Raw genomic sequence first — 25,423 nt, forward strand, 5'->3', positions numbered from 1 at the left:
GTCAACCGCCGAGACGGCGCGCCGAGCGGGCCCAACGGGGCGGGCGGACCGGCAGGCGACGGCGGCGCGCCGCGAGACGAATCGGGCGACCTGGATGATCGAAGTCACAATTGGTAATCGCGACGATACGGGGGTGCAAAGGGTCTGCGCTGGCCACGTCGATGACTTCCCTTCCGGGAGCGGCTCGGGTGTCCACTATGCGTCACCATCAACGGGCTCACTCACCACTTGAGACTCTCTTAAAGATCATCTCAACGGGAGCTAACCTCCTAAAGGGACTCTTCGCAACTCGGGAAGTCCGGCCGCCGGCCGAAGGCCGGGGTCTCGGAGCGGGTGATCATCGGGTAGAGACTGGACCGCACCTGCCAGGAGGGCTCGGGGCGGGGCGCCGCCGGCGAGCGGCCCAGCGCCCGCAACACGTCCTGCAACGCCTGGCGCAGCCGTGGATCGGGGACCAACCCGTGCTCGTCGACGGCGCGGGCGTCCAGCGGGATCCGCACACAGGCCGCCCGGAGCAGGCGCGCGCCGCCGTGCTCGAGCACCGACTCCAGCCCGGCCCGGGCGCCCTCGTCCCGGCCCGGCGTGACCACCGACAGCCAGGCCGCCGCCTTGCCGTTCAGCAGGCCGCCGTCGACCAGCCACTCGAGCAGGTTCTTCAGGCTGCCGGGCAGTGATCCGGCGTACTCCGGGGTGCTGAACAGCACCGCGTCGGTCTCGGCCACCCGGCGACGCAGGTCGGTCACCGCGGCCGGCGGCTCCGGATCACCCGGCAGGAACGCCGGCAGGCCGGACAGCCCCGGGTAGAGCGTGGCCTCGACCTCCGGCGGGGCGAACCGGGCCGCGGTGCGCAGGGCGGCGCTGTGCAGCGAGCCGTCGCGAATGCTCCCCGAGATCAGCAGGACGCGGGTCATGGCGCAGACGATACGACCTGGACGCCGTCCGACAGCTCACAGCGAATTGTCAGATCTTTGCCGCACACCGGGTACGTTTCCCCTCTGCCACTCTCCGTGAGGCTTGCGCCTCGTGAAGCTCCGCCCGTACCACGTGTCGCTGGTTCTGCCGGTCCTCCTCGCCGCGTCATGCTCCGCCCCGCGGCCCGCGCCGCGGCCGGTGCCGGGCCCGACACCGCGACCCACGCTGGCCGCCGCCCAGATCCGGGTCGACCAGGTGGGCTGGAGCACCGGCGAGACCAAGATCGCGATGCTGCTGGCCCCCGTCGACGCCGCCGGGGCCAAGGCCGCCGTGCTCGACGAGGACGGCGATCCGGTGCTGACCGTCACGGCGGGGCCCAGCCGGGGCGCCTGGAATCCGCGCTATCGCGCGGTCAATCCGTTGAACCTCACCGCGTTGCGGACGCCGGGCACCTATCACGTACGCCTGAACGACCACTTCAGCGCGGAATCGCCGGCCTTCCGGATCGACACCGCCGGGAAGCTCTACACCCCGCTCGTGGCCGACTCGGTGAAGTACTTCCAAGCCCATCGGGACGGGTACGACCAGGTCGCCGGCCCGTGGCGGCGAGCCGCGGCCCACCTGGAGGACAAGGCGGCGACCGTCTACGAGACACCGGGGGACGAGGACTCCCTCACCCCCACCGACACGAAGGTCGACGTGGCGGGCGGCTGGTACGACGCCGGCGACTACCTCAAGTTCACCCACACCACGGCGTACGCCCTGATCGCCATGCAGTTGGTGCAGCGGGACGGCCCGGCACCCGCGTCACTGACCGCGGAGATCCGGCACGGCCTGGACTGGCTCACCCGGATGTACCACGGCGGCGTGCTCTACACCCAGGTCGGCGTGGGCGGGAACGATCAGTACCTGGGCGACCACGACACCTGGCGACTGCCCCAGGACGACGACAGGCTGGACGTACGCCCCGGCGGCCGGCGTTACTACCAGCGTTACCGGCCGGTGTTCCGGGCGGCCGCGCCCGGCGATCCGATCAGCCCGAACCTGGCCGGCCGGGTGGCCGCCGCGTTCGCCCTGGCCGCACAGCTGGAACCCGACCCCGTCCGGGCCCGGATCCGGCTGGACACCGCCGCGAGGCTCTACGCCCAGGCCGGCACCGGCGCCGGTGACCTGGTCACGACCGTGCCGCGGGACTTCTACCCGGAGGAGAGCTTCACCGACGACCTCGCGCTGGGCGCCGCCGAACTCGCCCTGGCCGCGCGAAAGCTCGGCGACGAGCGCGCCGCGACCTGGGCCGGCCTGGCGAGCCGCTGGGCGGACCGGACCAGCGGCGGCGACGACGGGCTGACCGTGTACGACGTCGACGCGCTCGCCGACGCCGAGGTGTACCGCCTGTCACCGGACCCCACGCTCGCCGCCGACCTGCGCGGCCGCCTGGACGGGGCGGTCAAGGCGGCGGCCGCCGACCCGATGGGCGCGACCTCCGGTGGCGGCGGCGCCGACTACGCGGCCCGGCAACTGGGCTGGGCCGCGTCCGCCGCCCTCTACCAGCGGATGACCGGCGACAACCGGTACGCGGCCTTCGCCACCGCCCAGCGCGGAGTCGCCCTCGGCGCCAACGGCTGGGGCATGTCCCTGGTGATCGGCGCGGGAGACGACTACCCGAAGTGCCCGCACGATCAGATCGGGACCCTGACGCGTACGTCGCTGACCGGCGCCGTGGTCAACGGCCCGAACGCGGCCGGCCGGGTGGACTTCCTCGAGTTGCAGACCCCGAAATCGCTCTGCTCCGAAGGGTCCTTTGCGGAATTCGACCGCAAGGACGCCCAGTACGTGGACGACATGCGCGTCTCCGCGACGAACGAGCCGGCGCTCGACTTCACCGCGACCGGGATGCTGGCCTTCGCCCTCACCGCCGCACCCCCGCGCTGAGCCTCGCCGATCACCACTGTGGCCGGACCGGTGAACTGATTACCGACCGTAGGCGTATCTCGGAGTAGTCGCATCGGGCAGCGAAGCCGGAACGGTGGCGGCCGTCCCGCTTCCGCCCGATGCGGCCGGCAGTCGACGACGATCGGGAGCGTGATCCGCAATGGCGCACTCAGACCTCACCGTGGAGATCGACAGACTCGGTGAGCCAGCCCACACGATCGATTACACCGCGGCGATGTGCGGTGAGACCCTGGCCGGTGCGGCCTGGCTCACCCGGCACGACGCCGGGTGCGAGGACTACTGCAGCCGGGTGGCGGTGGTCTGCCTGAACTCGCTCGAGCACGCCGCTCGCTCGATCGCGCCCTGAGCAACGGCCGCGCCGGCTGGGAAAAGCGAAAGGGCCCCGGTATCGGGGCCCTTTCGGGATGTTGTGCGCCGCGTAGGACTTGAACCTACAACCCGCGGATTAAGAGTCCGCTGCTCTGCCAGTTGAGCTAGCGGCGCCGGCCAACGAGGGAGAACGTTAGCACAGCCCCTGGCCAGCCCAAAGACACCCCCTCCCGAGCGGGGTCAGTCCCGGGAACGGGGCAGGCAGCACTTCTTGTACTTGGCGCCGGAGCCGCACCAGCAGGGGGCGTTGCGCTGCGGGGGCCACTCGGTGATCCCGGACAGCTCGTCGGCGTAGTCGGCGTGGGTCTCCGGGACCGCGGGATCGACGCCGCCGGCGGTGGCGAAGGCGATCAGGTCGTCCAGCGAGCCGGCGATGAGACCGAGGTGCACCGTGCCCGAGGCCGACCAGCCGGCCAGGTTCCCTTCGACACCGGCCCGGTGCTCGTCCCAGTCCCGGCCGTAGATGGTGGCCCGCTCGGGCCAGCGGGCGAGCAGCTTCACGAACTCCGGCTCCGGCCAGAACAGCATCGCCTGGCCACTCTGCGGGGCCGGCCCCTCGGCGGCCGCCTCCAACTCGTGGAAGAGGCCGTCCAGCTCGTCGTGCGGCAGCTCCAGGCCCTCACGCACCCGGTGCCGCTCCGTCAGCAGCGCGTACAGCAGCTCGACCGCGTCGAAGTCGGGCAGTTCGTCACGGTCGCGGAGGTCGAGGTCGTTCTCCTCGATCACGGCGCGCGTGGCGTCGGACAGCCACTCCTCCGCCACCGCGGCCAGGCCGCACGCTTCGAGGGCCGCACCGACGTACGACGGCGCGAGCACGTCTTCCAACAGCTCGGGCCGCACCGCGGCGAACTCGGCGAGACCGTCCTCCGCGCGTCCCGACTTGACCAGAAGCTCCGCGTAGCAGGCACGGGCGAAGCCGTCCTCGGCCGGAAGCCCCGCGGCCCGCTCGGCGAGGCCGAGGGCGGCCGTCAGGTCGCCGGACCGCTCGACGATCTCGGACGCCAGCAGGAGCGCGTGCACGGCGGCGAAGTCGTCTTCGACCAGGCCCTGGTCGACGGCCGCGACCAACTCGGCGGCGACCGGTGACGGGTCGTCCAGGTCGTGCGCCCGGTGCGCGATGGCGTCGAGGTCGTCGATGGTGAGGGTGGTGTGAGAAGGCACGCGTCACCCTATCCCGGGCAAAACGATCAAGGCCGCGACACCGTATGGCGTCGCGGCCTTGAACCGTTTGGTGCGTCGCGTAGGACTTGAACCTACAACCCGCGGATTAAGAGTCCGCTGCTCTGCCAGTTGAGCTAGCGACGCCTGGCAACGAGGAAAACGGTAGCACGACCTCCAGACTTCCTCGAAATCGCCTGCTTCCATCCTCAAGGGGGACCCGGGATTTGCGCCCATGAGTCAGGATGTCTGCGCTGAGAACTCCAGAACGGGGCACCGACGATGGCTGACATCCGCCGCTGCGTGGCGACACTGCTGACCCTGGCGGTGACCGTGCCGCTGGCCGCTTGCGGCGACGACAAGCCGGCCTTCACCGACCCGGCCGTGGCGGCGAGCGCCGGTCCGGCGACGTCGGCTCTCCCGGAGAGCACGACCGCCGCCCTCCCCGCGACCCTGAGCGTCACCCCGGCGGCCGGCAAGAAGAACGTGCCGGTCAGCGCCGAGATCGGGCTGAAGGTGAGCAACGGCGAGGTCACCTCGGTCAAGCTCACCGACTCCAGCGGGAAGGCCGTCGCCGGCACCCTCCGGGACGACAAGTCGTCGTGGGTCCCGAGCAAGCCCCTCAAGACCAAGCAGACGTACGCGGCCGAGGTGACCGCGACCGCCGCGGACGGCTCCGCCACGACGGCGAAGACGACGTTCACCACGATGGGCGCGCCCGGCAAGCGGACCGGCACCGGCCTCTACCTCTTCAACGACCACACATACGGCGTCGCGATGCCGGTCGTCGTCGAGTTCAACCCGGGCATCAAGAAGGCCGACCGGGCGGCGGTGCAGAAGCGGATGTTCGTCGAGACCACGCCGGCCCAGCCGGGCACCTGGTCCTGGACGTCCAGCGGCACCGCGGCGTACTACCGCGCCCCGGAGTACTGGCAGACCGGCACCAAGATCAAGGTGCGGATCGCGGTCGGCGGCCTGCCCACCGGCAACGGCTACTACGGCGACAAGGACCGGGCGGCCACCTCGACGATCGGGCGCAAGCTCGAGATGAAGGTGGACAACAAGACCAAGAAGATGACGGTCCTGCGCGACGGCAAGGTGATCAAGACGCTGCCGGTGAGCCTCGGCAAGTCGAGCACGCCGTCGTCCAGCGGGACCATGGTGGTGATCGAGAAGATGGCGCAGACCGTCTTCGACACCACCGACACCGACCCGAGCAACGGCTACAAGGTCGATATCCAGTACGCCCAGCGACTCACCTGGAGTGGCCAGTACATCCATTCCGCCCCGTGGTCCACCTATGCGCAGGGCCGCCAGAACGTGTCGCACGGTTGTGTCAACGTCTCGCCCTCGAACGCGAAGTGGCTGTTCGACAAGACGCTGGTCGGCGACCCGGTCACGGTGAAGGGCACCGGCGACAAACTGGACTACGGCAACGGCTGGACGCCCTGGGACGTGAGCTGGGAGAAGTTCGCCCAGGGCAGCGCCCTGCCGGTGCCCGCGGAGCTCGGCTGACCCGGTCCCCCGGCGCACCCGGGCCAGGTGTTCGCAGAAACACACCGATGGGGCACAGTGACGGTCACGGCACGAATCCGGGATTGGTCAACCCACGTTTTTGGAGCACTATTGGGCGCCGGGGAGAAACGACGCCGTGAGGGGACCAAGAACATGGATGGAGTTCGGTCGGCGAGGCTGAGTCAGCCGGCCGGCGGCAATCGCCGCCGGGTGCGCGTGACTCTGGCCGCACTGCTGGCGGGCAGCCTGCTGTTCACCGCCGCGTGCAGCGGCGGCAAGTCACCGACCTGGCAGGGTGGGAACGGCGCCGCCGGCACCGCCGAGTCCGGCTCCCCCGCGCCCGAGCCGACGCTGAGCACCGTCGCCGTGACCTCGCCCAAGGCCGCCGCCACCGGCGTCGAGGCCTGGTCGGACGTGAAGTACACCACCGAGGACCCGGAGAACACCACCGTCAAGGTGACCGACTCCAAGGGCACCGAGGTCAAGGGCACCGTCGACAAGGACGAGAGCGTCTGGCACCCCACCGAGTCGATGGACTGGGCCGGGAAGTACACCGTCACCGTCAGCAGCCCGCCGGCCGAGGGCAAGAACACCACGGTCACCAGCACGTTCACCACCATGAAGAAGCCGGCGAACCTGGTGCGCGTCACCAGCTTCCTCGGCGACGGGAACAAGGTCGGCGTCGGCATGCCGCTGATCATCAAGTTCGGCCGCTCCATCCCGGAGAAGTACCGGGCGAACGTCGAGCGCAAGATGGTGGTCACCGCCACGCCCGCGCAGGAGGGCACCTGGAGCTGGATCAGCTCCACCGAGGTGCACTACCGGCCGAAGGTGTACTGGAAGGCCTACTCGAAGGTCTTCTACAAGGTGCAGCTCAAGGGCGTGAAGATGGGTGACGGGTGGTACGGCCGCTCGGACCTCACCGTCGACCTGAAGATCGGCCGTTCGCTGATCATGACCGTCTCCAACAAGACCAAGAAGATGACGGTCAAGCAGGACGGCAAGACGATCAAGACGCTGCCGGTGAGCCTCGGCAAGTCGAGCACGCCGTCGTCCAGCGGGACCATGGTGGTGATCGAGAAGAAGGCGCACACCGTCTTCGACACGACCGACACCGACCCGGCGAACGGCTACAAGGTCGAGATCGACTACGCCCAGCGGATCACCTGGAGCGGCCAGTACATCCACGCCGCCCCGTGGTCGGAGGGCCAGCAGGGCCGGCGCAACGTCTCGCACGGCTGCGTCAACGTCTCCGAGGCGATGGGCGCCTGGCTCTTCAAGCAGACCCTGATGGGCGACGTGATCACCGTCTCCGGCACCGAGGAGAAGCTGAAGAACGGCAACGGCTGGACCGACTGGAACATGAGCTACGCCGAATTCAAGAAGGGCAGCGCCCTGGCCTGATCGGTCGCATCCCCGCTCGGCGCGGGCCCGGTCCTCATCGACCGGGCCCGCGTTTCTCTTTCGGTACGAGACTCAGGTCGCAACGCCGGCCGGGCGAGCTGAACGGGTTTCCGGGACAGCTGGCCCTAGCGTTGGACCATGCCACGATTAGCGCCTTTTGTCGTACTCGCCCTGATCGTCGGGATGACCGGCTGCGCCGACGAGAAGTCGCCCGGGCCGTCGCCCTCCGGCCCGAGCGCGATCGTCAGCCCCGCACCGGTCGACGACCCGCCCGGCCTGCTCACCTGCCGGCACCTGGCCATGGCGGTCCGAAACGCGTCCCTGATGGAGCCGGGCGTGGTCCAGGACATCGTGGCGACCAGCACCACCGCTGACGCCCCGGTCGCGGACGCGGCCACGGCGCTCGGCCGGGCGTACGCCAACGCTCTGGTCTCGCGTGACACGCGGGGCGAACCGGACGCGATCGCGGCGGTCAGCGCCGCGGCCGCCGACATGTCCCAGGTCTGCGCCGACAGCGGCCTCGACTCGGCGAACTGACCGCACGACCTGACGGCGGACCGGGCCACCCGGGCCCGAAGGGCCGGTGCTCACCCGGGCAACGGCCCTTTCCCGGATTCGGCCTGCAAGAACGTGACCTCGAGTCCGCTGAGGAACTGCTCCCGCTCGGCAAGGAACCGCCTGGTATGCGGCTGCTCTTCGTGGAAGTCGAACGCCGCCCGGTCCGCGTACAGCTCGTAGAAGACCCGGACCAGCGGTTCTGCGGGCACGGAGTGAACCACGTACGCGAGCGTGCCGGACTCCAGCCGTTCGATCTCCGGCGTCGTCCTCGCCACGAGGTCGTCGAACCCCGTGACGGCCACGTCATCTCGCAACTCGAAGCGGACGACCAGTCCAAAACCTCTGCCCATGTTGGCTCCTCGCAGTCGCAGTGGGCGTTCTCGCAGCCCATGCCCGTGACCAGGGTTCTACAGCTCTGTAGATTGGCCCGACAAGTTCGATCTTGAGGCCAGATACCCACGGAGGGATGCGAGTGGCTGAGTTCCACGACGCGGATGACGCGCTTGAACACCTGCTTCTCAGCGCTGAGAAAGGGCAGAGCGAGCAGATAATCGACCAATTGATCGAGGAGGGGTTGGCTCGGGACGTTCTTCGCCGTCTTGCCGCCTCCGCCGGCGGGCTGCTGCTCTTCCAGAGCATGCGGGTCGGTACGAGCTATGCCGAGGTGGTTCGGATGACGGTCGACGAGGTCCGGAAGACACCACTCTCGTCCGGCGGGTAGCCGACCATCGCATGATGTCCGACCCCTGCCTCGCGGTTTCGATCGCGGGATCCTTCGGGGCTTGCTGACGTGCCGGTTGGCGCCGCAGGTCTCGGCCCCGAAGGACTCCGGATCGACAGGAACCTACCCGCCTGTCTGCCCAGCCTCGTACTCGGTCTCATACTCGGACCGGATCCGTTCGACCTCTTCCATCATGTCGTCGTATCCGGCCTGCAGCTCGGCCAGTTCCTGCTCGGCCTCTTCAACCGCTTCCTGTGATTCGCGGTATTCGCGAGCCGCGCGGGCCGCCTCTTCCATCGCCGCCCTCTGCTCCGCGGCAGCGAGATCATCGGCGGCCTTCCGCTCCGCGGCGGCCTTCTCCGCCGCAGCACGATCATCAGCGGCCTTCTGCTCCGCAACGGCCTTCCGCTCCGCGGCACGATCTTCGCGAGCGGATACGAGGGTGATGCCCGCAACCACGACGATCGCCGTCGCGGCAGCTGAGACAACAGCAGCGGTCAACCAGGTCGGCACGTTGTTCGATATCCACGACGGCCTGCGCCGGGTCGCTGCCTCGAAGCCGGGCACGGCGGCCCCCGAGGCAGTCTCAGCCATAGGTGCCCACGACGGCACAGGCTGCGTTACCGGCATCGTCTGTGGGATGTTCACGGCGCTGTCGCCGCGGGACACCCAGGCCCGGCCCCAAGCCACCGCCGCGACCACACCGGCCACCAGGATCAGCCACAGTCCGACACCGACACTCGCCTGAACAGCCGAGCTCAGAGCGGCACTCAGCCCGAACGGATCGTTGTGATCGGCGAGGCTCGCGGACAGCTCCGCTTTGCGAACTTCGAGGTCGAAAATCTTCCACGCCCCGATGCCGGCCAGCGCTGTGGCGCCGGCTACGGCAAGGAGGGAGAGCAGCAGTGACAGCTGGGAGGACAGGCGAGCACTTCGCAAGCGCACAACGGCGCAACCCGCAATTACAGCACCCAGCGCCGCCGTGACCCATCCGTCGGATCCGTCGACCCCGGACACCGTCATCGTGCCGAGGAAAGGAGCGTTGACCTTCGCCCAAGGCAGAAAGGACCCGAGGACTCCAGCCGCACCCGCACCGAAAGCCAGCCACATCGGGTTCAGCCGAGAGGACGCTGACGTCGGCAGGGTGATGGATGAACCCTGGGCAACCGGCTGCGGGAAGTGGCTCTGGCCGGGAACCTGCTCAGCCATCGACGCTTGCGGGTCGCTCTCTGCCGGCGGTTCGGGCTGCGACGGGTGTGACACTGTTACTCCTCGACGGGATTGTCTGTCCTGACCGCTGTCTGCTTGACGAAATACGCCAGGAACAGATCGGTGCCGCGCAGCCCGACTTGAGTCGCGGTGTCCGCACCGGTGACCCTCCGCCCGGCAGCTCGGGCACGAGGTCCCGGGCCGACGACGGACCTAAGGCCACGTCACGGACCGGATGCTGGGCGGGACTCGGCCTTCAACAGGAAGAGGGCCTGACCGCTTTCGCGATCAGGCCCTCTGACCTGGACTTACCTTGGGGTGATCGACGGGACTTGAACCCGCGACCCCCGGGACCACAACCCGGTGCTCTACCAGCTGAGCTACGACCACCATTACCGCGAGGGGCTAACCCCGTGGTGCGGGACAATCATAGCCACACCCGACCCGGGCCCGTCGACCGGGTTACCGCCTGGCGCGTCAGAGCTCCGCGGCGATCGCCTTGGCCGCCTCCACGTCCGGGCCCGGCTGCGGGACGAAGATGGTGCGGCGGTAGTACTCCAGCTCGCGGATGCTCTCCCTGATGTCGGCGAGCGCGCGGTGCGAGAGGCCCTTGGCGGGCTGCCCGAAATACACCCGCGGGTACCACCGGCGGCAGAGTTCCTTGATCGAGGAGACGTCGATCATGCGATAGTGCAGGTGGGCGTCGAGCGCCGGCATGTCGCGGGCCAGGAATCCCCGGTCGGTGGCGATGGAGTTGCCACAGAGCGGGGCGGTGCGCGGGTTGGGGACGAACTCCTTGACGTACGCCAGGATGATCTCCTCGGCCTCACTCATGGTGATGACCGAGCGGCGCACCTCCTCGGTCAGCCCCGATTTCGCGTGCATGTCGCGCACCACCGGCGGCATCGCGTCGAGCGCCGCGTCGTCGGCGTGAATGACCAGGTCGACGCCCTCACCCAGGACATTGAGCTCGGGATCGGTGACCAGAGCCGCGACCTCGATGAGCTTGTCCTTGCCCAGGTCGAGACCGGTCATCTCACAGTCGATCCACACCAGAAGATCCGCCACCCGGACAGCCTACGCCGGGACCGACACGGTTACTCGACGCGAGTGTCACCACAGCTAGCATTCGGGTTGTTTGTCCGCTTTAGTGGGGTGACTTCCCGCTTGGCCGATTACCGGGTAAACTGGATTTAACGGACGAAGCCCCCCTTCGGTTACTCCGTTTCCCCCGGTAAAGGGGCCCTTCGTGTCGGCAGCGCGGAGGGCCCCTTTCAGGTTTCCCGATCAGTGAAGTGCTTGCTGATCGGTGAAGATCAGCCGTGATTCGCACCCCGGCGACGCGAACCGGAGCAGCCGATCGCCTTCCTCGGCCACCTCGTCCCGCACCCTCGAGGACCATGCCCGGAACGGATTGATCCGCATCTCGCCCCCGGCCCGCTCCCAGGTCGCCGCGACGAAGCCGTCGACCAGCACGGTCGGGCGCACGATCGACCAGCCCGGGGTGACCAGCGCCCGGTCGCCCGGGTGGATGATCCGGGCCCGGTCGGCGTGACCCAGCATGGCGTTGTCGAACTCGGGCAGGAAGACGACCCGGGCCGGCTCGTCCGGGTCGGCCAGCGCGGCGTCCGGAAGGTCGTACAGCTCAATGCCGTTGTCGTCGCGGAAGATCCGCAGCTGTCCGCGGAGGTCTTGGAGCACGGACCCCATCCGGGTCAGGCCCGACCAGACCTGCACGTCCTTGACGCTCGCCGGGCCGTAGGCCGCCAGATAGCGCAGGACCAGCGTCGTCAGCTCCGCGGCGGCCATCGGGCGGCCCAGCCAGGCCTCCGCGGCGACGCAGCGGATCCGGCCGCGGTGACCCCAGAACCCGGACGGCGGCGGATGCAGCAGCGGCGTCGTGAGGTGCGCGGCCAGGGCCAGATCGCTCGGCGTGTGGCCGGGGAAATCGGCCGCCAGGCGGCGGCCGAGCTCGGAGCGCTGCAACGGCTCCGCCACCAGAATCCTGCCGACCGAGGTGAGCAGGGCGGTCCGGTCCGGTCCAGCGGTGAGGCGTTTCGCGAACTTCTCCAGTACGGGCTGAACGGTGGGCCGCAACCACGGATAGTCGGCGCCGGAGCAGAGGTGCTGGGTGCCCCGGAGCAGCGGACCGCGGACCACCTGGCGGCTCTCCAGCAGGCCGGTGAGCTCCTCGTGGCGGAAACCCTCGAGGCGCGTCCAGAGGCCGAGATAGGGGGCGTCATTCTCCTGACCTTGAAGCGCGACCAAGTGGGTGACGACGTCCAGCGCCGCTCTCCCGGACCTGGCGTCGAGGAGCTGCCGGCGCAGGTAGGTGCGGTTGAGCACACGGTTGGAGAGGGTCGGCATGCCCCGACGATAGGTCCGATTACGGCCAGTTTCCGGCCGCAATCCGCGCGGCTGTTCCGGGTACCGGACGACGAAGGCTGCCCGTGCGGGGCGGCCTTCGTCGTCATCGTTCGGATCCGGTCAGCTCTCGTCCGGGGTCTCCTTCGAGCGGGTGCGGGCGGTGGTGCGGGAGGCGGGAGCCCGGCGGCGCTTCGGCTCCGCGGCGGCGGCCAGGAGTTCGGCGGCCTCCTCGCGATAGCTGGGCGACGGCTGGGCGGGCTTCGCGTCCTTGGTCGCCGCCAGGGCGGCCTCGTCCTTCTCCCCGGCCGGGCGGGCGGTGGTGGCCCGGGAGCCCGGCACCCGCGGGCGCAGCTTGCGCGCCGTCTTGTCGTCCGCCGCGTCCGGCTCGGACCCGGCCGACTTCGAGGCGGCCTTGGCGGCCGTGGACTGGCTGGTCAGGGCTGCCGCTGTCTCGGCCACTCGGCGCCAGGCGGCGGGGATCTTGCGACCGACGGTCGTCGCCGGCTGGCTCTCCGGCGTGGTCCCGCTGAGCCGGTCCTTGGCGCGCGACAGCGGGCTGTCGGCTTCGGCCGCCCGCTTCGTGGCCGCCTTCCTGGTCCGCTTCCCGGTCTCGGCCGGAGCCTCGGCCTGGGCCCCCACCTCGTCGAGCGACGGCGGCTGTCCCGGGGACGACTCGACCTCGTGGATCGACGGGCGGCTCGATTCGGCGGTCTCAGCCGCGGGCGCGGCCTTGGACCGGGCCGCGGGCCGGCGGCTGGGGAGCGGAACGATCGGCGGCTTGGCGTCCTCGTGCCGCTCAGGCTCGGTCACCGTGCTCGCGGTCTCGGACTTCCCGATCGGCTGCGCGGCCGCGTCGGCGACCTCGAACTCGCCGGCCCGCTGCCGGATCGCCGAAGCCGGCTGCGTCTCGGGTGCCGGGACGGTCTCCGGCAGGGTGGTGGCGGTCAGCACGCCGGGCTCCGCGGCGACCGAAGCCTCCACGGCCGGAGCGGGCTCCGCCTTCCGGGGCGTCTTGGCTGACGGGCTGCCGGTGATCCTGGTCAGGCCGGTAGCCGCCCAGTCCGTAGCGTCCGGTCCGGTGAGCAGCGCGACCCGCCGGGGCGCCGGCGCGGGCCAGACGGCACCGGGCCGGGCCGGATCACCCTCCGGCAGGTCCGCGGGCTCCGCGATGGTTCCCGGCTCCACGGCACCCGGTTTCGCCTCGACGAACTCCCCACCGAGCTCGGTTCCGGCCGGGACGGCGCGCACCGGCTCGTCGACGGACTCGGGCCGGTCGGTGGTCTCGATCTCGGGCGCCTTCTCGACGGCCGGCTCGGCACTCGCGGTCGCGGGCTCGACTTCCGGGACCACCGACGCCTCCGAAGCCGCCGACACCTCCGAGGCCACCGACACCTCCGGGATCACTGACGCCTCTGAGGCCACCGATGCCTCTGAGACCGCCAACGCCTCTGAGACCGCCAACGCCTCTGAGACCGCCAACGCCTCTGAGGCCACCGACGCTTCCGAGGTCACCGACGCTTCCGGGGCCGCCGACTCGACGTCCGCGTGCGCCGACCCGGTCTCCGGGGCTGCGGAGACAGCGTCCTCCGAGGCTGACCCGACGCGGTTGCGAGCGACCTCGCTCAGGGCAGCGGCGGCGCGGGCCTCGGTCAGGCGAGCGCGTTCCGCGGTGGTCTCGGCGACCCAGGCGCCGACCGCGGTCGCGTGGAACTCCGGCAGGTCGGCCGAGGCCGCGGGGCGGCGGCGGCCGGGCCGCTCCGGGCGCTGGCCCGCCGACAGACCTCCGCTCACCGGAGCGTCAGAGATCAGGTCCAGCGGCTCGCCCGGAGCGGGCTTCCGCGCACCGGCGACCGGCGTGGACACGGAGCCGGCCGATGCGGCGGGCGGGGTGATCGGGAGGTCGCCGGGGACGACCGGCGTGATGCCGCCGGGAAGGATGCCGGTGGCCGGTTCGGAGGTGGCCGGGACCGGCTCGGCCGCCGTGCCGCGCTGGGCCTTCGGCGGCCAGGCGAACTGCGGCAGCGCCGGCGGGCGGGCCGGCGCGGCGTCGGCAAGGGTGCGCGGCCGGTTCGCCTTTCCCCGCCCCGGGATGAGCCGCTGACCGAGTCGCTGACCCAGGCCGCCGGGCGTGGATTCGCGATCGGAGTCGGGCGACGGGAGGCCCTGGAGCGGGGAGGGGGCGCCGATGGCCAGCATCAGCTCGGGAACCTGGCTGGGGTCGACGACGTATACGACATCGCGGCGGCGGCCCGGTACGGCGAGGACCACCACGCCGGCCATCAGCAGGATCGCGCCGAGCGAGAGCAGGCCCCAGGCGAGCGGGTCGAGCCAGCCGGGGCGGGCCTCGACGGTGCCGCTGAGGTGGATTCCGGGGCCACCGGCCGGGTTCATGATCACCAGGCTGGAGCCACCGGCGTTGCCGTCGGGGGTCCAGCGGAAGGTGCCGTCGCCGGTTCGCAGCCAGAAGTTCTGGCGCCCGGGTGCGGCGTCCGGGGCCCGCACGCCGGGGACGGCGATGGAGGTGATCGGCAGTTCGCCGGTGCCCACCTGGACGCCGCGGACCTCGGTGTGCGGCACGCCACGCAGGTAGCCGGCGACGTCGCCGGCCGGGGCCACCCCGATGAACGCCGGGCCGCCGGAGGCCAGCACCGTGATCCGCAGCTCGGTTTCGCCGAAGCGGGCGAAGGGGGCGTCGTCGCGCAGCAGGCGATCGATGTCGGGGACCACCACCGCGTACCCGGGTGAGTTCAGTCTTTGCAGTTCCGCGCTGAAGGCGCCACCGGCGTCGCGGTGCCGCAGGGCGGCCCACACGCATCCGCCCGCCAGCAGTGCGGGCAGTCCGATCGTCAATAGCAGCATGCCGAGGACCGGCCGAATCAGCCGCATCTTTCATTCCCCCTTCTCGGGCCCCACTGCGCGCACCATAACGCGGCAAATTGCCACAAACAGGTCAAACGAGCAGGCAGCCCACAATAGATACGGCGAAGGCCCGATCCCGTACGGAATCGGGCCCTCCTGCCGCCGGGGTCAGCGGATCTTCACGGCCATGGTGAACGTGCTCTGATCGATGTCGGACGTCCGGGCGGTGAACTTGAAAGTCCACTCCCCCGCCTGCGGCAGCGCGATGTCGCCGATCGCGTGGAAGTCGGTGATCCGCAGCAGCGGGATCTCGATCGGCTCGATGCCCTGGGCCGGCAGCGCCGCGGTCGCCTTCCACTCGACCACCGGCTGCGGCTTGTTGTCCGGGGTGTACGCGTACAGGTGCATCGAGTTGTTCCCGACCGTGGCCGGATAGACGTCCACCTGCAGGGACATGGACTTGTCGGTGAGCGTCCGGGTGACCGTGGTGTCGGTCTGGGTGGTCTGCGACGCCTCGGCGGATCGCGGCGGGGAGATCTGCACCAGCGCCGCGGTCACACCGAGCACCACTGCGGTGATTCCGAGCTCGGCCAGCACCACCCGGCGCAGCACGCGCGGCGACTCCTCGGCGGACATGTCCTTGACCAGCTTCCGGGAGAACGCGGCCACCGCAATCACGATCGCGGCCAGCCCCACCTTGACCAGGATCAGCCGCCCGTACGCGCTGTTGAACAGCCCGCTCAGCGACGAGACCTCGATCAGCGCCTGCACCACGCCGGCGAAGATCAGCGCGCTGACCGCGGTGGCCGCCCAGCGGGACCAGATCGGCAGGATCGCGCCCAGCTCCCGGGCGTTCGCCCGCGGCAGCAGGAACGCGAAGAGCATGACCAGGCCGCCCAGCCAGACCGACATGGCGGCCAGGTGCAGCGCGTCCAGCACGACCGAGACCCCGGCCACCGGCGAGGCGGTCGGGTGCCCGGTCAGCGGCCAGGTGGCGAGCGCGGCCACGCCGAGGACCCCGAGCAGGGCCAGGTCCAGCCTCGACTCGCTGCCCGAGCCGACCAGCAGCGGCCGGAGCAGGAACGCGGCGGCCACCACCACGGCCAGCCGGACCAGCATCACCGCCCCGAACGTGCTGCCCAGCACGTCCCGCAGGTCACCGACACGGACGTCGAGCAGGCCGGTACCGAGCGTGTACGGCGCCTGCAGCCAGATGGCGAGCACGGTGCTGCCGACGACCAGGCCGATGCCGGTCCAGATCAGCCGGCCGGGGCCGCGGCGGGACAGCCGCTGCGGCCAGAGCAGTGCCAGCACGAGCACCGGGCCGACCAGGAGCACCAGGCCCGCGTACCCCAGGTACTTGCCGATCGGGATGATCGCCCGGACCACCGGGTCGACCCTGGTCTCCGCGGCGACGTCCGCCGACGGCGGCGTCGAGGCCGCGCCCACGGAATAGGTGATCGTGCCGGCCACCGGATGGCTGTCGGCGGAGACCACTCGATAGGTGACCAGGTACGTTCCTCGCGCGCCCCCGGAGCGCAGCGGGATCGTCACCTGGGTCCCGTCCACCGTGGGCTCACCGGCGTCGGCGCGGGAGCTGTCCGGCCCGAGCACCTTGATCTTGCCGGGGATCAGCTGCACCGACTCGCTGAAGGTCAGGGTCACCTTGTTGGGGGCGTCCGGCACGATGTTGCCGTTGTTCGGGTCGCTGCTGACCAGCGCCGCGTGCGCGCTGGCCGGGCCGGCCGAGAACAGCACTCCGATCATGCCGATCAGCAGCCCTAGTAGAACTGTCGCGCTCCGGCGCCGGTCAACGGTCATGACGGCCATGCTCTCTGATCACCATCCGTTCGGCCACGTGCGGGTAGTCGCGTGCGGCGTACGCATGGTTCCAGATGAAGCTGGGACGCGTACCATGACCGCTCGTGACGGCTGGTGAGCAGGAGACGGACGAGACCACCGCGCTGGCCCTGGCCGCCCGCGACGGCGACCCGGCCGCCCAGGCCGCGTTCGTGCGCGCCACCCAGGCCGAGGTCTGGCGGTTCACCGCCGCGCTCGTCGATCCGGGCGTCGCGGAGGACCTCACCCAGGAGACGTACCTCCGGGCGTTCCGGGCCCTGGACACGTTCGCCGGCCGCTCGACGGTGCGGACCTGGCTGCTCGGGATCGCCCGGCGCACCTGCGCGGACCATCTGCGCGCCGTGGTGCGGCGACGGCGGCTCGACATCCGGCTGGCGGCGCAGGCCGCGACGGACGCACCGGCCCCGGATCCGGCGCATCGGATGAGCGGTGCGGACCTGCTGAACCGGCTCAGCGAGGAGCGACGGACGGCGTTCGTGCTGACGCAGGTGCTCGGCTTGTCGTACGCGGAGGCGGCCGACGTCGAGGCGGTGCCGGTCGGGACGATCCGGTCACGGGTGGCCCGGGCCCGCGACGAGCTGGTCACCGCGGTCGCCAAGGCTCAGGCGAGCTGAGAATCTCTCCGCCGAGCCAAAGCTCGGGTGAGCTGAGAACTCCTCTGACAAACTGAAAGTTTCCTCCGTCAAGCTGAGAGTTCCCTCCGACACGCTCGATCACCGGAACCAACACTGGATCATCTTCGTCTAACAGGCGTGACCATGGAAACCACGTCACGGCCGGCACTCTGGCCGTGGATCTCCACACTGGCCCGGCTCGGGCTGGCCGCCGTCTGGCTGGTCTCGGGCGCCGGCAAGGTCGGTGACCTGGCTGCGTCAGCGCGCGCGGTGGCCGCGTACCAGCTGATGTCGTACGACCTGGCGAAGGTGGTCGGCGCCGTCCAGCCGTTCCTGGAGATCGCGCTCGGCCTGCTGCTGCTGATCGGCCTGTCGACCCGGCTCACCGCCGCGATCTCCGCGATACTCCTGTTGGTCTTCATCGCCGGGATCAGCTGGGCCTGGGCCAAGGGGCTCCGGATCGACTGCGGGTGCTTCAGCTTGGGTGGCGAACTGGGCGCCGGGCAGGACACCGCGTACGGCCTGGACATCCTGCGCGACCTCGGTTTCCTGGCACTCGCCGGGATCTTGCTGTGGCGGCCGCGAACCCGGTTCTCGATCGATGGCGCGCTGATGGGGGAGTCGTCTTGAGCAAGGGCAAGCAGGACCGGGCGGAGAAGGCCCGGCGGATCGTCGAGCAGCAGCGTGCCGCGGACCGGCGCCGCCAGATCACCCTCTGGACCTCGGTGACGGTGGTCCTGGTGCTGGCCATCGCCGGCTTCATCGGGTACGCCACGATGTCCGGCCAGGACAAGGGCAAGCTGGTCACGCCGAGCGTGGCGGTCGACGAGGGCACCGCGTTCGCGGTCGGCTCCGGGCCGGTCACCGTCGACGTGTACGAGGACTTCATGTGCCCGGTCTGCCAGCACTTCCAGCAGCAGAGCGGCGCCACCCTCAGCCGGCTCGCCGCGTCGAACAAGATCACCCTGCGGTACCACCCGGTAGCGATCCTGGACCGTTTCTCGAGCGGCACCGAGTACTCGACCCGTGCGGCCGGTGCCGCCGCGGCCGCCGCCGAGGGGGGCAAGTTCACCGAGTTCTACGACGTCCTCTTCGCCAACCAGCCCGAGGAGAACAGCGAGGGCCTCTCCAACGCCAAGATCATCGAGCTGGCGAAGTCGGTAGGATTGACCAGTGACAAGTTCGCTGACGCGGTCGACGCTGGTACGTACAAGCCATGGGCGACGAAGGTGACCGAGACGTTCTCCGCGCGCGGCTACAACAGCACCCCGACGATCGTGGTCAACGGGACCAAGGTGACCGGGCCGGACGAGACGCTGCCCACCGACGAGCTGCTCACCCAGACGATCGACAAGGCGGCCGGGTGAGGCGACTCCTGGTGATCCTGGCCGTGGCCGGCGCGACGATCGCGCCGGCCACGGCCGCGTTCGCCCACGGTGGCGAGGGGGCGAACGTCACGTCGTACCGCACCACCGTCACCGGCGTCAGCAGTCCGATGGACGGCCTCACGGTCCGCGTCGTCGAGGGCGGTGCGCGGCTCGAGGTGACCAACGACACCGGCCGGTCGATCGAGGTGCTCGGCTACTCCGGCGAGCCTTACCTGGAGCTCCGCCCGGACGGCGTCTACCAGAACGTGTCGTCGCCCGCGTCGTACCTCAACCAGACCCTCGCCGGCGACACCCCGGTGCCGGCCACCGCCGACCCCACCGCCGCGCCCACCTGGCAGCGGATCTCCTTCGGCACCACGGTGCGCTGGCACGACCAGCGCGCCCACTGGCTGGGCACGGCCCGCCCGCCGCAGGCGGTGGCCGACCCTGATCACGTGCACCGGCTGCGGGACTGGACTGTGCCGCTGCGCGACCAGACCCGGCTCTTCGAGATCCGGGGCACTCTGGACTACGAGCCACCGCCGGTGACCTGGGCCTGGTGGGCCGGTGCGGCGCTGCTGGGCCTGCTCCTCACGGCCCTGGTCCGCTCCTGGTCGCGGCTGGTGGCGCCGCTCGCGGTCAGCGCGGGTCTCGCCGTTCTCGGGTACGCCCTGATGCGCGGCCTCGACGGCGCCGGCTGGTCCGGAGTCCTCCTGCTGGCAGGCGCCCTCGCTCTGGGCGCGGCCTGGAAGCATCCGCCGTTCTACCTGGCGCTGTCCGGTTTCGTGGTGGCGGCGTTCGCCGGTTTCGGCAGCTCCGACGTCTTCCTGGCGGCCGTCGTCCCGGCCGCGGGCCCGGGTTGGCCGGCCCGCGCCTGCGTCGCGGTCACGATCGCCACCGGCGCGGCCCTGGCGCTGACCGGACTGCTCCGCATGCGGGCCGCCGTCCCCGCCACCGCGCAGCCGTCGCCCGCGGAGACGGTGGCGGGCGACTAGGTGGGCTGGGCTCAGCCCTGGATCGCGATGTCGTCCACGTTCACGTTGACGGCGAGGACGCGCAGGCCGTAGCTCTGCACCGCCTCGGTCACCTTCTGCTGGACGGCGCTGGTCACCTCGGCGACCACGGTCCCGGCGGCGAGGACGACCACCACGTTGACGATCACCGTGCCGTCCTTGACCTCGGCCGAGACGCCCCGGCTGGCGTCACCGACGTTGTCCAGGCCGACCTTGTCCAGCACGCTGTTGAAGAAACGCGCCACGTCGCCACCCAGGTCCGCGACACCGGGGACGGTGCGCGCCGCGGCGGCGGCGATCTTCTCCACCACCTCGCCCGAGACGGTGGTGTTGCCGTTGGCCGTGGTTTCGCCAGTGGGTTCCGTCATGACCCTGTTCTCCACTCTCGACGCAGCTTCGCGGGGAGCCTACTGAAGATCCGCCACACCCCGCCAGACCGGTATCCGACTGTCCGTAGTGGAACACCGGAAATCGCATCGTCCACGGTGGCCATAATACGGAAAACAGCGCGACCCAGCCCTGCCGAAACGGATTCCGAGGTCCGCTCCGACCTGCGAAAACGTGGCACATTTCAATCTGTCGAAGACCGGTAACGTACGTTTGGAGAGGCTTGGAGGTGCGTCATGATCTCAGCAGAAAATGACCACTACGGCGACGAATTGACCCTCCGGTTGTCCGGCATCGCCGACGTCAGCGCGCTCAACGACGATCAGACCTTGACAACGTTCATGCGCGACCTCGTCGCCCGGATCGGCATGACGGTGATCGCCGGCCCGACGGTCGCCACCGAGAGCGGGCCGCCCGAGAAGGCCGGCAAGTCGGCCGTGGTGATCCTCGCCGAGTCGCACGCCGCCGTGCACACCTACCCACACCTGCGGGAGATCTTCGTCAATGTCTTCTCCTGCAAGCCGTTCCGGGAGGCCGACGTGCTCGCCGAGTTCCACCGGCTGGTCGGCGACTACGAGATCACCGAGTACACGCTGCGACGGCGGGGCGAGGACTGGCCACGCGACCTGGCCGCCGCCGAGCGGCTCTGGAGCGGGCGCCGGGTGGGCGCCTGACCCGGCACTAGTCTCGGTTCCATGACTGACAACGTGCGTCTCAGCGCCGGCGACGCCGCGCCCGACTTCACCCTTCCCACCGATACCGGCGAGAGCCTCTCGCTCAAGGACCTGCGCGGGCGCAAGGTCGTGCTGTACGCGTACCCGGCCGCCATGACGCCCGGCTGCACCAAGCAGGCCTGCGACTTCCGGGACTCGCTCGCCTCGCTCCAGGCCGCGGGTTACGAGGTGGTCGGCATCTCCCCGGACAAGCCGGCCAAGCTGGCCAAGTTCCGGGAGCACGACGCGATCACCTTCCCGCTGGTCAGCGACGAGGACAAGAGCGTGCTGACGGCGTACGGCGCGTTCGGCGAGAAGCAGCTGTACGGCAAGACGGTGACCGGCGTGATCCGCTCCACGTTCGTGATCGACGAGAACGGCGCGATCGAGCGGGCGCTCTACAACGTCAAGGCGACCGGTCACGTCGCCAAGCTGCGCCGCGATCTCGGCCTGGACTGAGCCTCGCCGACTGCGCCTGGTTCGGATCACAGTTCGGACTGGAATGGGTCGAATTTCGGAAAACTCCGCAAGTCCGGGACATCCCCGCCGATCAGAAGGGCACTCCACAGGACCCGTGCAGATGCGGGGCCGTCCCGGGCTCACGGCGGCCGTCATGCGGTACCAACCCGCAAGGTGGCCGCCGTGCCCGGTCCCAGTGCCGCGAAGTGGCCCGAACGTTTAGACTCCTCCCCAACGCTTTGCCCTCGATGGCAAAACGGGCGGAAGTGGCGAAATCGGCAGCCGCGCGGGTTTTAGGTGCCCGTGCCCGAGAGGGCGTGAGGGTTCGAGTCCCTTCTTCCGCACCACGATGGCCGGGCCGCGCCGACTCACAGCGCGGTTTTCCACAGGTTGTACACACCCCCGCCGGGTGCTTTTTCCCGTGCCGAAGACTCCAAACTCCGAGGCTACGACAGCCCGTCACAGCCGGCAGCCCCACCGGGCGGATCCGGGTGGGGCTGCCGACTGGGGGGACGGGGAAAGCTAGCCGCAGTTCGCCGGCTGGGCATCGCCGGCCAGGTTGAGCAGGGCGCCCTCGGTGGTGCCCGGCACGGCCGCGGCCGATTCGGACAGCGGGGCCACCGAGGACACCGACGGGGAGACAGCGGCGGACGGGGACTTCTTCGGGGCGGGCGTCGGCGAGGACTTGGCCGCGGTCGTCTTCTCGGCCACCGTGCTGGAGCCGCCGGAGAGCGACACGGACGTCTTCTGCACCACCCCGGGCTTCATCTGGATGCCCGGCACGGTGGTGGTGTTGCCGTACACATCAGTAATTTTGATCTTGTAAGGGCCGGACCCGGCGCCACTGTCGATCAACCAGTAGTTGAAATCGGTCCGGTGCGCGGTCTTGAAGCTCCCGCCCGGGCCGGCGACCTTGACCGAGGAGAGCAGGTTGGCGTGGTTGTCGATGCGCGCCGCGAACCAGTACTGCGACGCGCCCTCCTTGATCCGGACACTGATCGGACCCGGCACGGACGGGTTGGTCACCAGCTTGTACTTGATCGAGATGATGCCGGAGACCTCGGCGCCGATCTTCTTGAACGCGGTCCGGCTCAAATCCAGATGGCCGGCGTCGCACTCGGGGCAGGAGTCGAAGACCTTGACCCGGACCTTGCCCTTGGGGCCGGTGACGTCGAGGTACGCCCCACAGGACGCGCCGTCGGCGTACTGGTCCGGACCGAGCGCCACGTAGAGGTCGTCGGCGGGCACCTCGAACGAGCAGTTCCCGGACGTGCCGGCCAGGTCGTAGAAGGTGGCCTTGCCGGTCTTGGTGGTGGTGCTCGGCGGCACGGCACACGCCGGCCCTCCGCTCTGCAGCAGCAGCGCCACGCCGATGACGCCGGCGAGGACCGCGGCGCCGCCTGCGGCGAACCAACGGGTGGGGAACGGTCGTCGATGAGCACTCACGCTCAGCGATACTCGTGCGGCGGGGCGCTCGCGGCAAACCTTCTAAGACACTCCTAAGACACATGTACCGCTATTGAGTGCCGCGTCACTCCAGCGGGGTCACCTCGTCACCGATCCGCAACACCCCGGTGGCCCCGGCGGCGAGTTCCGGGAGCAGGTTGACCGCGAACATCAGCCCGCCGCCGAACCGGCGGTGCTTGCCGAGCACGTGCAGCGGCTGCCGCCCGGTCTCCCCGCTCTCCTGGTCGATCGTGGTGACCCGGCATCGGGCGCAGTGCGAGGCGACCTGGAAGGTCAGCTCACCGATCCGCAGCCCCTTCCCCAGCCACCCGTCCTCGGCCCAGGCCGGCGCGCCCTCGACCACCAGGTTCGGGCGGAACCGATGGATCGGCACGGGCTCATCCCCACCCTCGACCAGCCAGTCGTTGACCGCGTCCAGCGAGGCGAGGTTGGCCAGCAGCACCGGATAGCCGTCGGCCAGGCTGACCTGGCTCCCGGGCGACTCCGGAATGGTCCGGCCGACCGGGTCGGCCTGCCAGACCAGCCGCACGTCCCGCCCGAGGAACGCGCTGCTCCATTCGCTCTCCGCGAACCGCGCCGGAACCTCGGGTTTGTTACTGAAGATCCGCACGCCGACCTTCGGCCCGTCGGCGGGCTCGTCCAGGTCGAGATCGGGCAGGCCGGGGGCGCTGAGCCGGAGTCCGCCGGGGCGGCGGTGCACGGTGAGCCGGGTCAGCAGCGCGGTTTCCCGCTGAGTGATGCCGACGCCGTCGGCATCGATCATCATCCACCGGCGGTCACCGGCGAGGCCACACGGTTCGACCAGGGCTTCGTCGTGGTCCAGGCGGTGGCAACCCTTGACCGGGTACGTGTGCAGCTCGGCGATCCGCATCTACCCACCCTAGGCCGCGACGGTGATCGCGCGGATCCGCCGGGTTCTCACCGAAGGCCGATCTCGTGCGGCGGCCGGCTCCGCAACTCGCGGTCACGGCGGCCCGGCCACACCGCGACGAGGCAGAGGACGGCCAGGATGGCGATGGTCGGCAGGATCAGGATCGTGCCGTCGGCCGCCACGTCCTCCGCCATCTGCTCCGGGAGGCGTGGATCAAGCAGCCCCTCCTCGTCCTGCGCCACCAGGACCTTGTCGCCGATCGCTCCGATGCCGTCGCCGGGCCAGTCCGCCAGCCGGCCCGGGATCGGGACCCCGTCGACGGCGAGGGTGTAGGTGGCCGGACCCTTGTGCCCGTCGTACACCTCGACGACCGTGGCGCGGAACTGCTCGGCCTGCCCGCCGTTCAGCACCCACGCCGGCATGGACATCGCCACGACAGCCATCAGGAAGCTGTTGAGGAGGATGGCGACGATCAGCGGGGCGATCCGGGGCGCGCGCGCCGTGTGCGCCGCGACGAAATAGATCCCGATGAGCTGCCCGGCCCACGCGAGGGTGCCGGGGATCGCGTCGGCGTCGGAGCGGACCCAGGTCGTCGCGATCGGCAGGATCGCGGCGGTGCAGGCCAGGAGGATGAGCAGGTAGACGAGGGCGATCCCGAGATCCCGCGGACGCATGCGGACACCGTATCGAGGCATCTCAAGTGCGATGACCATCGATCCGGCCGCACCCTCTTTCCGGTGAGAGGGCGACCCACGTCTAGCTTGTGAAAGTTTTTATGCATAGTCTGACGCTGTGAATGACGGAGTTGTCAGGACGGCGGAGCGCGTGCTCGACCTCTTTCAGGGGGCGCGCCTCACACCGACCCAGCGGCGGATCGCGCACAGCCTGGTCGAGCACGCCGCGACGGCGGCCTACCTGTCCGCGGCCGAGGTGGCCGAGCTTGCCGGGGTGAGCCAGCCGTCGGTGACCCGGTTCGCCATGGCGCTGGGCTACTCCGGTTATCCGGCGCTGCGCCGCGAGCTTCGAGCATTCGCCTCGGACACCCCGAGCGAGCCGGCCGGGCAGAACGCGATGCAGCGCGCGGTGCTGGCGGAGACCGAGCACCTCCGGCGGCTCTCGGAGGATCTGCACCGGCTGGAGGACGTGCGCCGGGCCGCCGCGCTGCTCGCCGGCAGCCGGCCGCTGCCGATCCTCGGGCTCCGGGCGGCCGCGCCGCTCGCGGCGTACTTCGGGTATTTCGCCGCCAAGGTCTTCCCGGACGTACGAGTGCTGGACAGCGGGGGGACCGGCCTGCACGACCGGCTGGATCAGGCCCGCGCCGCCGGTGCCGGTGCAATGCTGGCAATCGTGCTCCCGCGTTACCCGCGCGAGTCGGTCGAGGCGGTCCGCGAGGCCAAGGCCGCCGGTTACGCCGTGGTCGCGATCACCGACTCGGCGGTCAGCCCGGTCTCCGAGACAGCTGACGTGGTGCTGCCCGCCGCGGTCGGCACCCAACTCGTGTTCGACCTGCACACCGGACCGATGGCGATGGCCATGGTGCTGCTCGAGGCGATGTGTGACGCCACTCCCGAGCCGGTGCAGCGGCGCCTGGAGGAGTTCGAGGCGTCCGCCGCCCACCGGAACATCTTCGTGGCCTAGGAACTGCAG

At 70.2% G+C, this 25,423-nt stretch carries 25 protein-coding genes and 4 tRNA genes; 14 read left to right on the plus strand and 15 right to left on the minus strand.

All coding sequences use genetic code 11. From position 1 onward, the window contains the following. Positions 1-269: 269 nt before the first annotated feature. Entirely contained in the window at positions 270-911 is a 642-nt protein-coding gene (locus CHC09_RS48470) for an NADPH-dependent FMN reductase (RefSeq protein WP_089295450.1), read from the minus strand. Positions 912-1,023: 112 nt separating this feature from the next. Here CHC09_RS48470 and CHC09_RS24140 point away from each other — a divergent pair, with 112 nt between their 5' ends. After that, positions 1,024-2,844, plus strand: coding sequence for a glycoside hydrolase family 9 protein (locus tag CHC09_RS24140; protein WP_203833188.1), 1,821 nt, complete (start codon positions 1,024-1,026; stop codon positions 2,842-2,844). A gap of 160 nt (positions 2,845-3,004) precedes the next feature. Beyond that, positions 3,005-3,211, plus strand: coding sequence for a hypothetical protein (locus CHC09_RS24145; protein WP_089295451.1), 207 nt, complete (start codon positions 3,005-3,007; stop codon positions 3,209-3,211). 64 nt (positions 3,212-3,275) lie between these two features. On the opposite strand, the gene CHC09_RS24150 is transcribed toward CHC09_RS24145, so the two are convergent. The 3 genes from CHC09_RS24150 to CHC09_RS24160 form a co-directional block, all read right to left on the minus strand. After that, positions 3,276-3,348: transfer RNA gene (locus CHC09_RS24150), tRNA-Lys, on the minus strand. A 66-nt stretch (positions 3,349-3,414) separates the two neighbouring features. Beyond that, the gene (locus CHC09_RS24155; protein ID WP_089295452.1) at positions 3,415-4,395 is read right to left on the minus strand and encodes an SEC-C metal-binding domain-containing protein; all 981 of its coding nucleotides are present in this window, start codon (positions 4,393-4,395) and stop codon (positions 3,415-3,417) included. A 68-nt stretch (positions 4,396-4,463) separates the two neighbouring features. Continuing rightward, positions 4,464-4,539, minus strand: a tRNA-Lys gene (locus tag CHC09_RS24160). 135 nt (positions 4,540-4,674) lie between these two features. Between CHC09_RS24160 and CHC09_RS24165 the strand changes: the two genes are divergently transcribed. The 3 genes from CHC09_RS24165 to CHC09_RS24175 all read left to right on the plus strand — a co-directional run bounded on the left by CHC09_RS24165 (position 4,675) and on the right by CHC09_RS24175 (position 7,848). Then, positions 4,675-5,907 carry a L,D-transpeptidase gene (locus CHC09_RS24165; RefSeq protein WP_089295453.1) on the plus strand — a complete coding sequence of 411 codons (1,233 nt, stop codon included), beginning with the start codon at positions 4,675-4,677 and terminating at the stop codon, positions 5,905-5,907. 153 nt (positions 5,908-6,060) lie between these two features. Next, complete coding sequence (locus CHC09_RS24170) at positions 6,061-7,311, plus strand: L,D-transpeptidase (RefSeq protein ID WP_089295454.1); 1,251 nt, start codon at positions 6,061-6,063, stop codon at positions 7,309-7,311. A gap of 138 nt (positions 7,312-7,449) precedes the next feature. Continuing rightward, on the plus strand, positions 7,450-7,848 hold the full coding sequence (locus CHC09_RS24175) for a hypothetical protein (protein WP_089295455.1): 399 nt from the start codon (positions 7,450-7,452) through the stop codon (positions 7,846-7,848). Between the two features lie 50 nt (positions 7,849-7,898). Here the strand turns inward: CHC09_RS24175 and CHC09_RS24180 are convergent, their stop codons facing one another. Next, positions 7,899-8,219, minus strand: coding sequence for a putative quinol monooxygenase (locus CHC09_RS24180; RefSeq protein WP_089295456.1), 321 nt, complete (start codon positions 8,217-8,219; stop codon positions 7,899-7,901). Between the two features lie 122 nt (positions 8,220-8,341). Here CHC09_RS24180 and CHC09_RS24185 point away from each other — a divergent pair, with 122 nt between their 5' ends. Further along, entirely contained in the window at positions 8,342-8,590 is a 249-nt protein-coding gene (locus CHC09_RS24185) for a hypothetical protein (protein ID WP_089295457.1), read from the plus strand. Positions 8,591-8,713: 123 nt separating this feature from the next. On the opposite strand, the gene CHC09_RS24190 is transcribed toward CHC09_RS24185, so the two are convergent. The 6 genes from CHC09_RS24190 to CHC09_RS24215 form a co-directional block, all read right to left on the minus strand. Continuing rightward, positions 8,714-9,799 carry a hypothetical protein gene (locus tag CHC09_RS24190; protein ID WP_089295458.1) on the minus strand — a complete coding sequence of 362 codons (1,086 nt, stop codon included), beginning with the start codon at positions 9,797-9,799 and terminating at the stop codon, positions 8,714-8,716. Positions 9,800-10,113: 314 nt separating this feature from the next. Further along, positions 10,114-10,189 (minus strand) — tRNA-His (locus tag CHC09_RS24195). A gap of 87 nt (positions 10,190-10,276) precedes the next feature. After that, the gene (gene orn, locus CHC09_RS24200; RefSeq protein WP_089295459.1) at positions 10,277-10,867 is read right to left on the minus strand and encodes an oligoribonuclease; all 591 of its coding nucleotides are present in this window, start codon (positions 10,865-10,867) and stop codon (positions 10,277-10,279) included. 219 nt (positions 10,868-11,086) lie between these two features. After that, a complete protein-coding gene (locus CHC09_RS24205) occupies positions 11,087-12,166 on the minus strand; it encodes a winged helix DNA-binding domain-containing protein (protein WP_089295460.1) in 1,080 nt (359 codons plus the stop codon). A 120-nt stretch (positions 12,167-12,286) separates the two neighbouring features. Continuing rightward, complete coding sequence (locus CHC09_RS24210; RefSeq protein ID WP_089295461.1) at positions 12,287-15,052, minus strand: hypothetical protein; 2,766 nt, start codon at positions 15,050-15,052, stop codon at positions 12,287-12,289. A 141-nt stretch (positions 15,053-15,193) separates the two neighbouring features. Continuing rightward, positions 15,194-16,855 carry a copper resistance CopC/CopD family protein gene (locus CHC09_RS24215; RefSeq protein ID WP_089295462.1) on the minus strand — a complete coding sequence of 554 codons (1,662 nt, stop codon included), beginning with the start codon at positions 16,853-16,855 and terminating at the stop codon, positions 15,194-15,196. Between the two features lie 95 nt (positions 16,856-16,950). On the opposite strand from CHC09_RS24215, the gene CHC09_RS24220 reads away from it, so the two are divergent. The 4 genes from CHC09_RS24220 (at position 16,951) to CHC09_RS24235 (ending at position 19,861) form a co-directional block, all read left to right on the plus strand. Next, positions 16,951-17,499, plus strand: coding sequence for a sigma-70 family RNA polymerase sigma factor (locus tag CHC09_RS24220; RefSeq protein WP_089295463.1), 549 nt, complete (start codon positions 16,951-16,953; stop codon positions 17,497-17,499). A gap of 144 nt (positions 17,500-17,643) precedes the next feature. Then, the gene (locus tag CHC09_RS24225) at positions 17,644-18,129 is read left to right on the plus strand and encodes a MauE/DoxX family redox-associated membrane protein (protein WP_089295564.1); all 486 of its coding nucleotides are present in this window, start codon (positions 17,644-17,646) and stop codon (positions 18,127-18,129) included. After that, a complete protein-coding gene (locus CHC09_RS24230; RefSeq protein WP_089295464.1) occupies positions 18,126-18,866 on the plus strand; it encodes a DsbA family protein in 741 nt (246 codons plus the stop codon). The genes CHC09_RS24225 and CHC09_RS24230 overlap by 4 nt, the downstream gene beginning before the upstream one ends. Beyond that, the gene (locus CHC09_RS24235) at positions 18,863-19,861 is read left to right on the plus strand and encodes a hypothetical protein (protein ID WP_089295465.1); all 999 of its coding nucleotides are present in this window, start codon (positions 18,863-18,865) and stop codon (positions 19,859-19,861) included. The genes CHC09_RS24230 and CHC09_RS24235 overlap by 4 nt, the downstream gene beginning before the upstream one ends. Positions 19,862-19,872: 11 nt before the next feature. Here CHC09_RS24235 and CHC09_RS24240 read toward each other — a convergent pair whose 3' ends face one another. Beyond that, positions 19,873-20,247, minus strand: coding sequence for an Asp23/Gls24 family envelope stress response protein (locus CHC09_RS24240; protein ID WP_089295565.1), 375 nt, complete (start codon positions 20,245-20,247; stop codon positions 19,873-19,875). Positions 20,248-20,502: 255 nt separating this feature from the next. On the opposite strand from CHC09_RS24240, the gene CHC09_RS24245 reads away from it, so the two are divergent. The 3 genes from CHC09_RS24245 (at position 20,503) to CHC09_RS24255 (ending at position 21,785) form a co-directional block, all read left to right on the plus strand. After that, positions 20,503-20,940 carry an S-adenosylmethionine decarboxylase family protein gene (locus tag CHC09_RS24245; protein ID WP_089295466.1) on the plus strand — a complete coding sequence of 146 codons (438 nt, stop codon included), beginning with the start codon at positions 20,503-20,505 and terminating at the stop codon, positions 20,938-20,940. 21 nt (positions 20,941-20,961) lie between these two features. Next, the gene (gene bcp, locus CHC09_RS24250) at positions 20,962-21,438 is read left to right on the plus strand and encodes a thioredoxin-dependent thiol peroxidase (protein ID WP_089295467.1); all 477 of its coding nucleotides are present in this window, start codon (positions 20,962-20,964) and stop codon (positions 21,436-21,438) included. A gap of 260 nt (positions 21,439-21,698) precedes the next feature. Continuing rightward, positions 21,699-21,785, plus strand: a tRNA-Leu gene (locus tag CHC09_RS24255). Positions 21,786-21,960: 175 nt separating this feature from the next. Here the strand turns inward: CHC09_RS24255 and CHC09_RS24260 are convergent. The 3 genes from CHC09_RS24260 to CHC09_RS24270 form a co-directional block, all read right to left on the minus strand. After that, on the minus strand, positions 21,961-22,884 hold the full coding sequence (locus tag CHC09_RS24260; RefSeq protein ID WP_089295468.1) for an expansin EXLX1 family cellulose-binding protein: 924 nt from the start codon (positions 22,882-22,884) through the stop codon (positions 21,961-21,963). Positions 22,885-22,969: 85 nt separating this feature from the next. Further along, positions 22,970-23,776 carry an MOSC domain-containing protein gene (locus tag CHC09_RS24265; RefSeq protein WP_089295469.1) on the minus strand — a complete coding sequence of 269 codons (807 nt, stop codon included), beginning with the start codon at positions 23,774-23,776 and terminating at the stop codon, positions 22,970-22,972. 47 nt (positions 23,777-23,823) lie between these two features. After that, positions 23,824-24,450, minus strand: a complete 627-nt coding sequence (locus tag CHC09_RS24270; RefSeq protein ID WP_089295470.1) for a hypothetical protein — start codon at positions 24,448-24,450, stop codon at positions 23,824-23,826. Between the two features lie 118 nt (positions 24,451-24,568). Here CHC09_RS24270 and CHC09_RS24275 point away from each other — a divergent pair, with 118 nt between their 5' ends. After that, positions 24,569-25,414 (plus strand): MurR/RpiR family transcriptional regulator, encoded by an 846-nt coding sequence (locus CHC09_RS24275; RefSeq protein WP_089295471.1) that lies wholly within the window; start codon positions 24,569-24,571, stop codon positions 25,412-25,414. Positions 25,415-25,423 lie beyond the last annotated feature (9 nt).

Source organism: Actinoplanes regularis, from assembly GCF_900188005.1.
In the GTDB taxonomy this organism is placed as follows: Bacteria; Actinomycetota; Actinomycetes; order Mycobacteriales; family Micromonosporaceae; genus Actinoplanes; species Actinoplanes regularis.

Bases quoted from the DNA above. Each gene is read 5' to 3' on its own strand.
- CHC09_RS48470 (WP_089295450.1), bottom strand. From the start codon at position 911: ATGACCCGCGTCCTGCTGATCTCGGGGAGCATTCGCGACGGCTCGCTG.
- CHC09_RS24145 (WP_089295451.1), top strand. From the start codon at position 3,005: ATGGCGCACTCAGACCTCACCGTGGAGATCGACAGACTCGGTGAGCCA.
- CHC09_RS24165 (WP_089295453.1), top strand. From the start codon at position 4,675: ATGGCTGACATCCGCCGCTGCGTGGCGACACTGCTGACCCTGGCGGTG.
- CHC09_RS24170 (WP_089295454.1), top strand. From the start codon at position 6,061: ATGGATGGAGTTCGGTCGGCGAGGCTGAGTCAGCCGGCCGGCGGCAAT.
- CHC09_RS24175 (WP_089295455.1), top strand. From the start codon at position 7,450: ATGCCACGATTAGCGCCTTTTGTCGTACTCGCCCTGATCGTCGGGATG.
- CHC09_RS24180 (WP_089295456.1), bottom strand. From the start codon at position 8,219: ATGGGCAGAGGTTTTGGACTGGTCGTCCGCTTCGAGTTGCGAGATGAC.
- CHC09_RS24190 (WP_089295458.1), bottom strand. From the start codon at position 9,799: ATGGCTGAGCAGGTTCCCGGCCAGAGCCACTTCCCGCAGCCGGTTGCC.
- CHC09_RS24205 (WP_089295460.1), bottom strand. From the start codon at position 12,166: ATGCCGACCCTCTCCAACCGTGTGCTCAACCGCACCTACCTGCGCCGG.
- CHC09_RS24210 (WP_089295461.1), bottom strand. From the start codon at position 15,052: ATGCGGCTGATTCGGCCGGTCCTCGGCATGCTGCTATTGACGATCGGA.
- CHC09_RS24215 (WP_089295462.1), bottom strand. From the start codon at position 16,855: ATGGCCGTCATGACCGTTGACCGGCGCCGGAGCGCGACAGTTCTACTA.
- CHC09_RS24225 (WP_089295564.1), top strand. From the start codon at position 17,644: ATGGAAACCACGTCACGGCCGGCACTCTGGCCGTGGATCTCCACACTG.
- CHC09_RS24240 (WP_089295565.1), bottom strand. From the start codon at position 20,247: ATGACGGAACCCACTGGCGAAACCACGGCCAACGGCAACACCACCGTC.
- CHC09_RS24245 (WP_089295466.1), top strand. From the start codon at position 20,503: ATGATCTCAGCAGAAAATGACCACTACGGCGACGAATTGACCCTCCGG.
- bcp (WP_089295467.1), top strand. From the start codon at position 20,962: ATGACTGACAACGTGCGTCTCAGCGCCGGCGACGCCGCGCCCGACTTC.
- CHC09_RS24265 (WP_089295469.1), bottom strand. From the start codon at position 23,776: ATGCGGATCGCCGAGCTGCACACGTACCCGGTCAAGGGTTGCCACCGC.
- CHC09_RS24270 (WP_089295470.1), bottom strand. From the start codon at position 24,450: ATGCGTCCGCGGGATCTCGGGATCGCCCTCGTCTACCTGCTCATCCTC.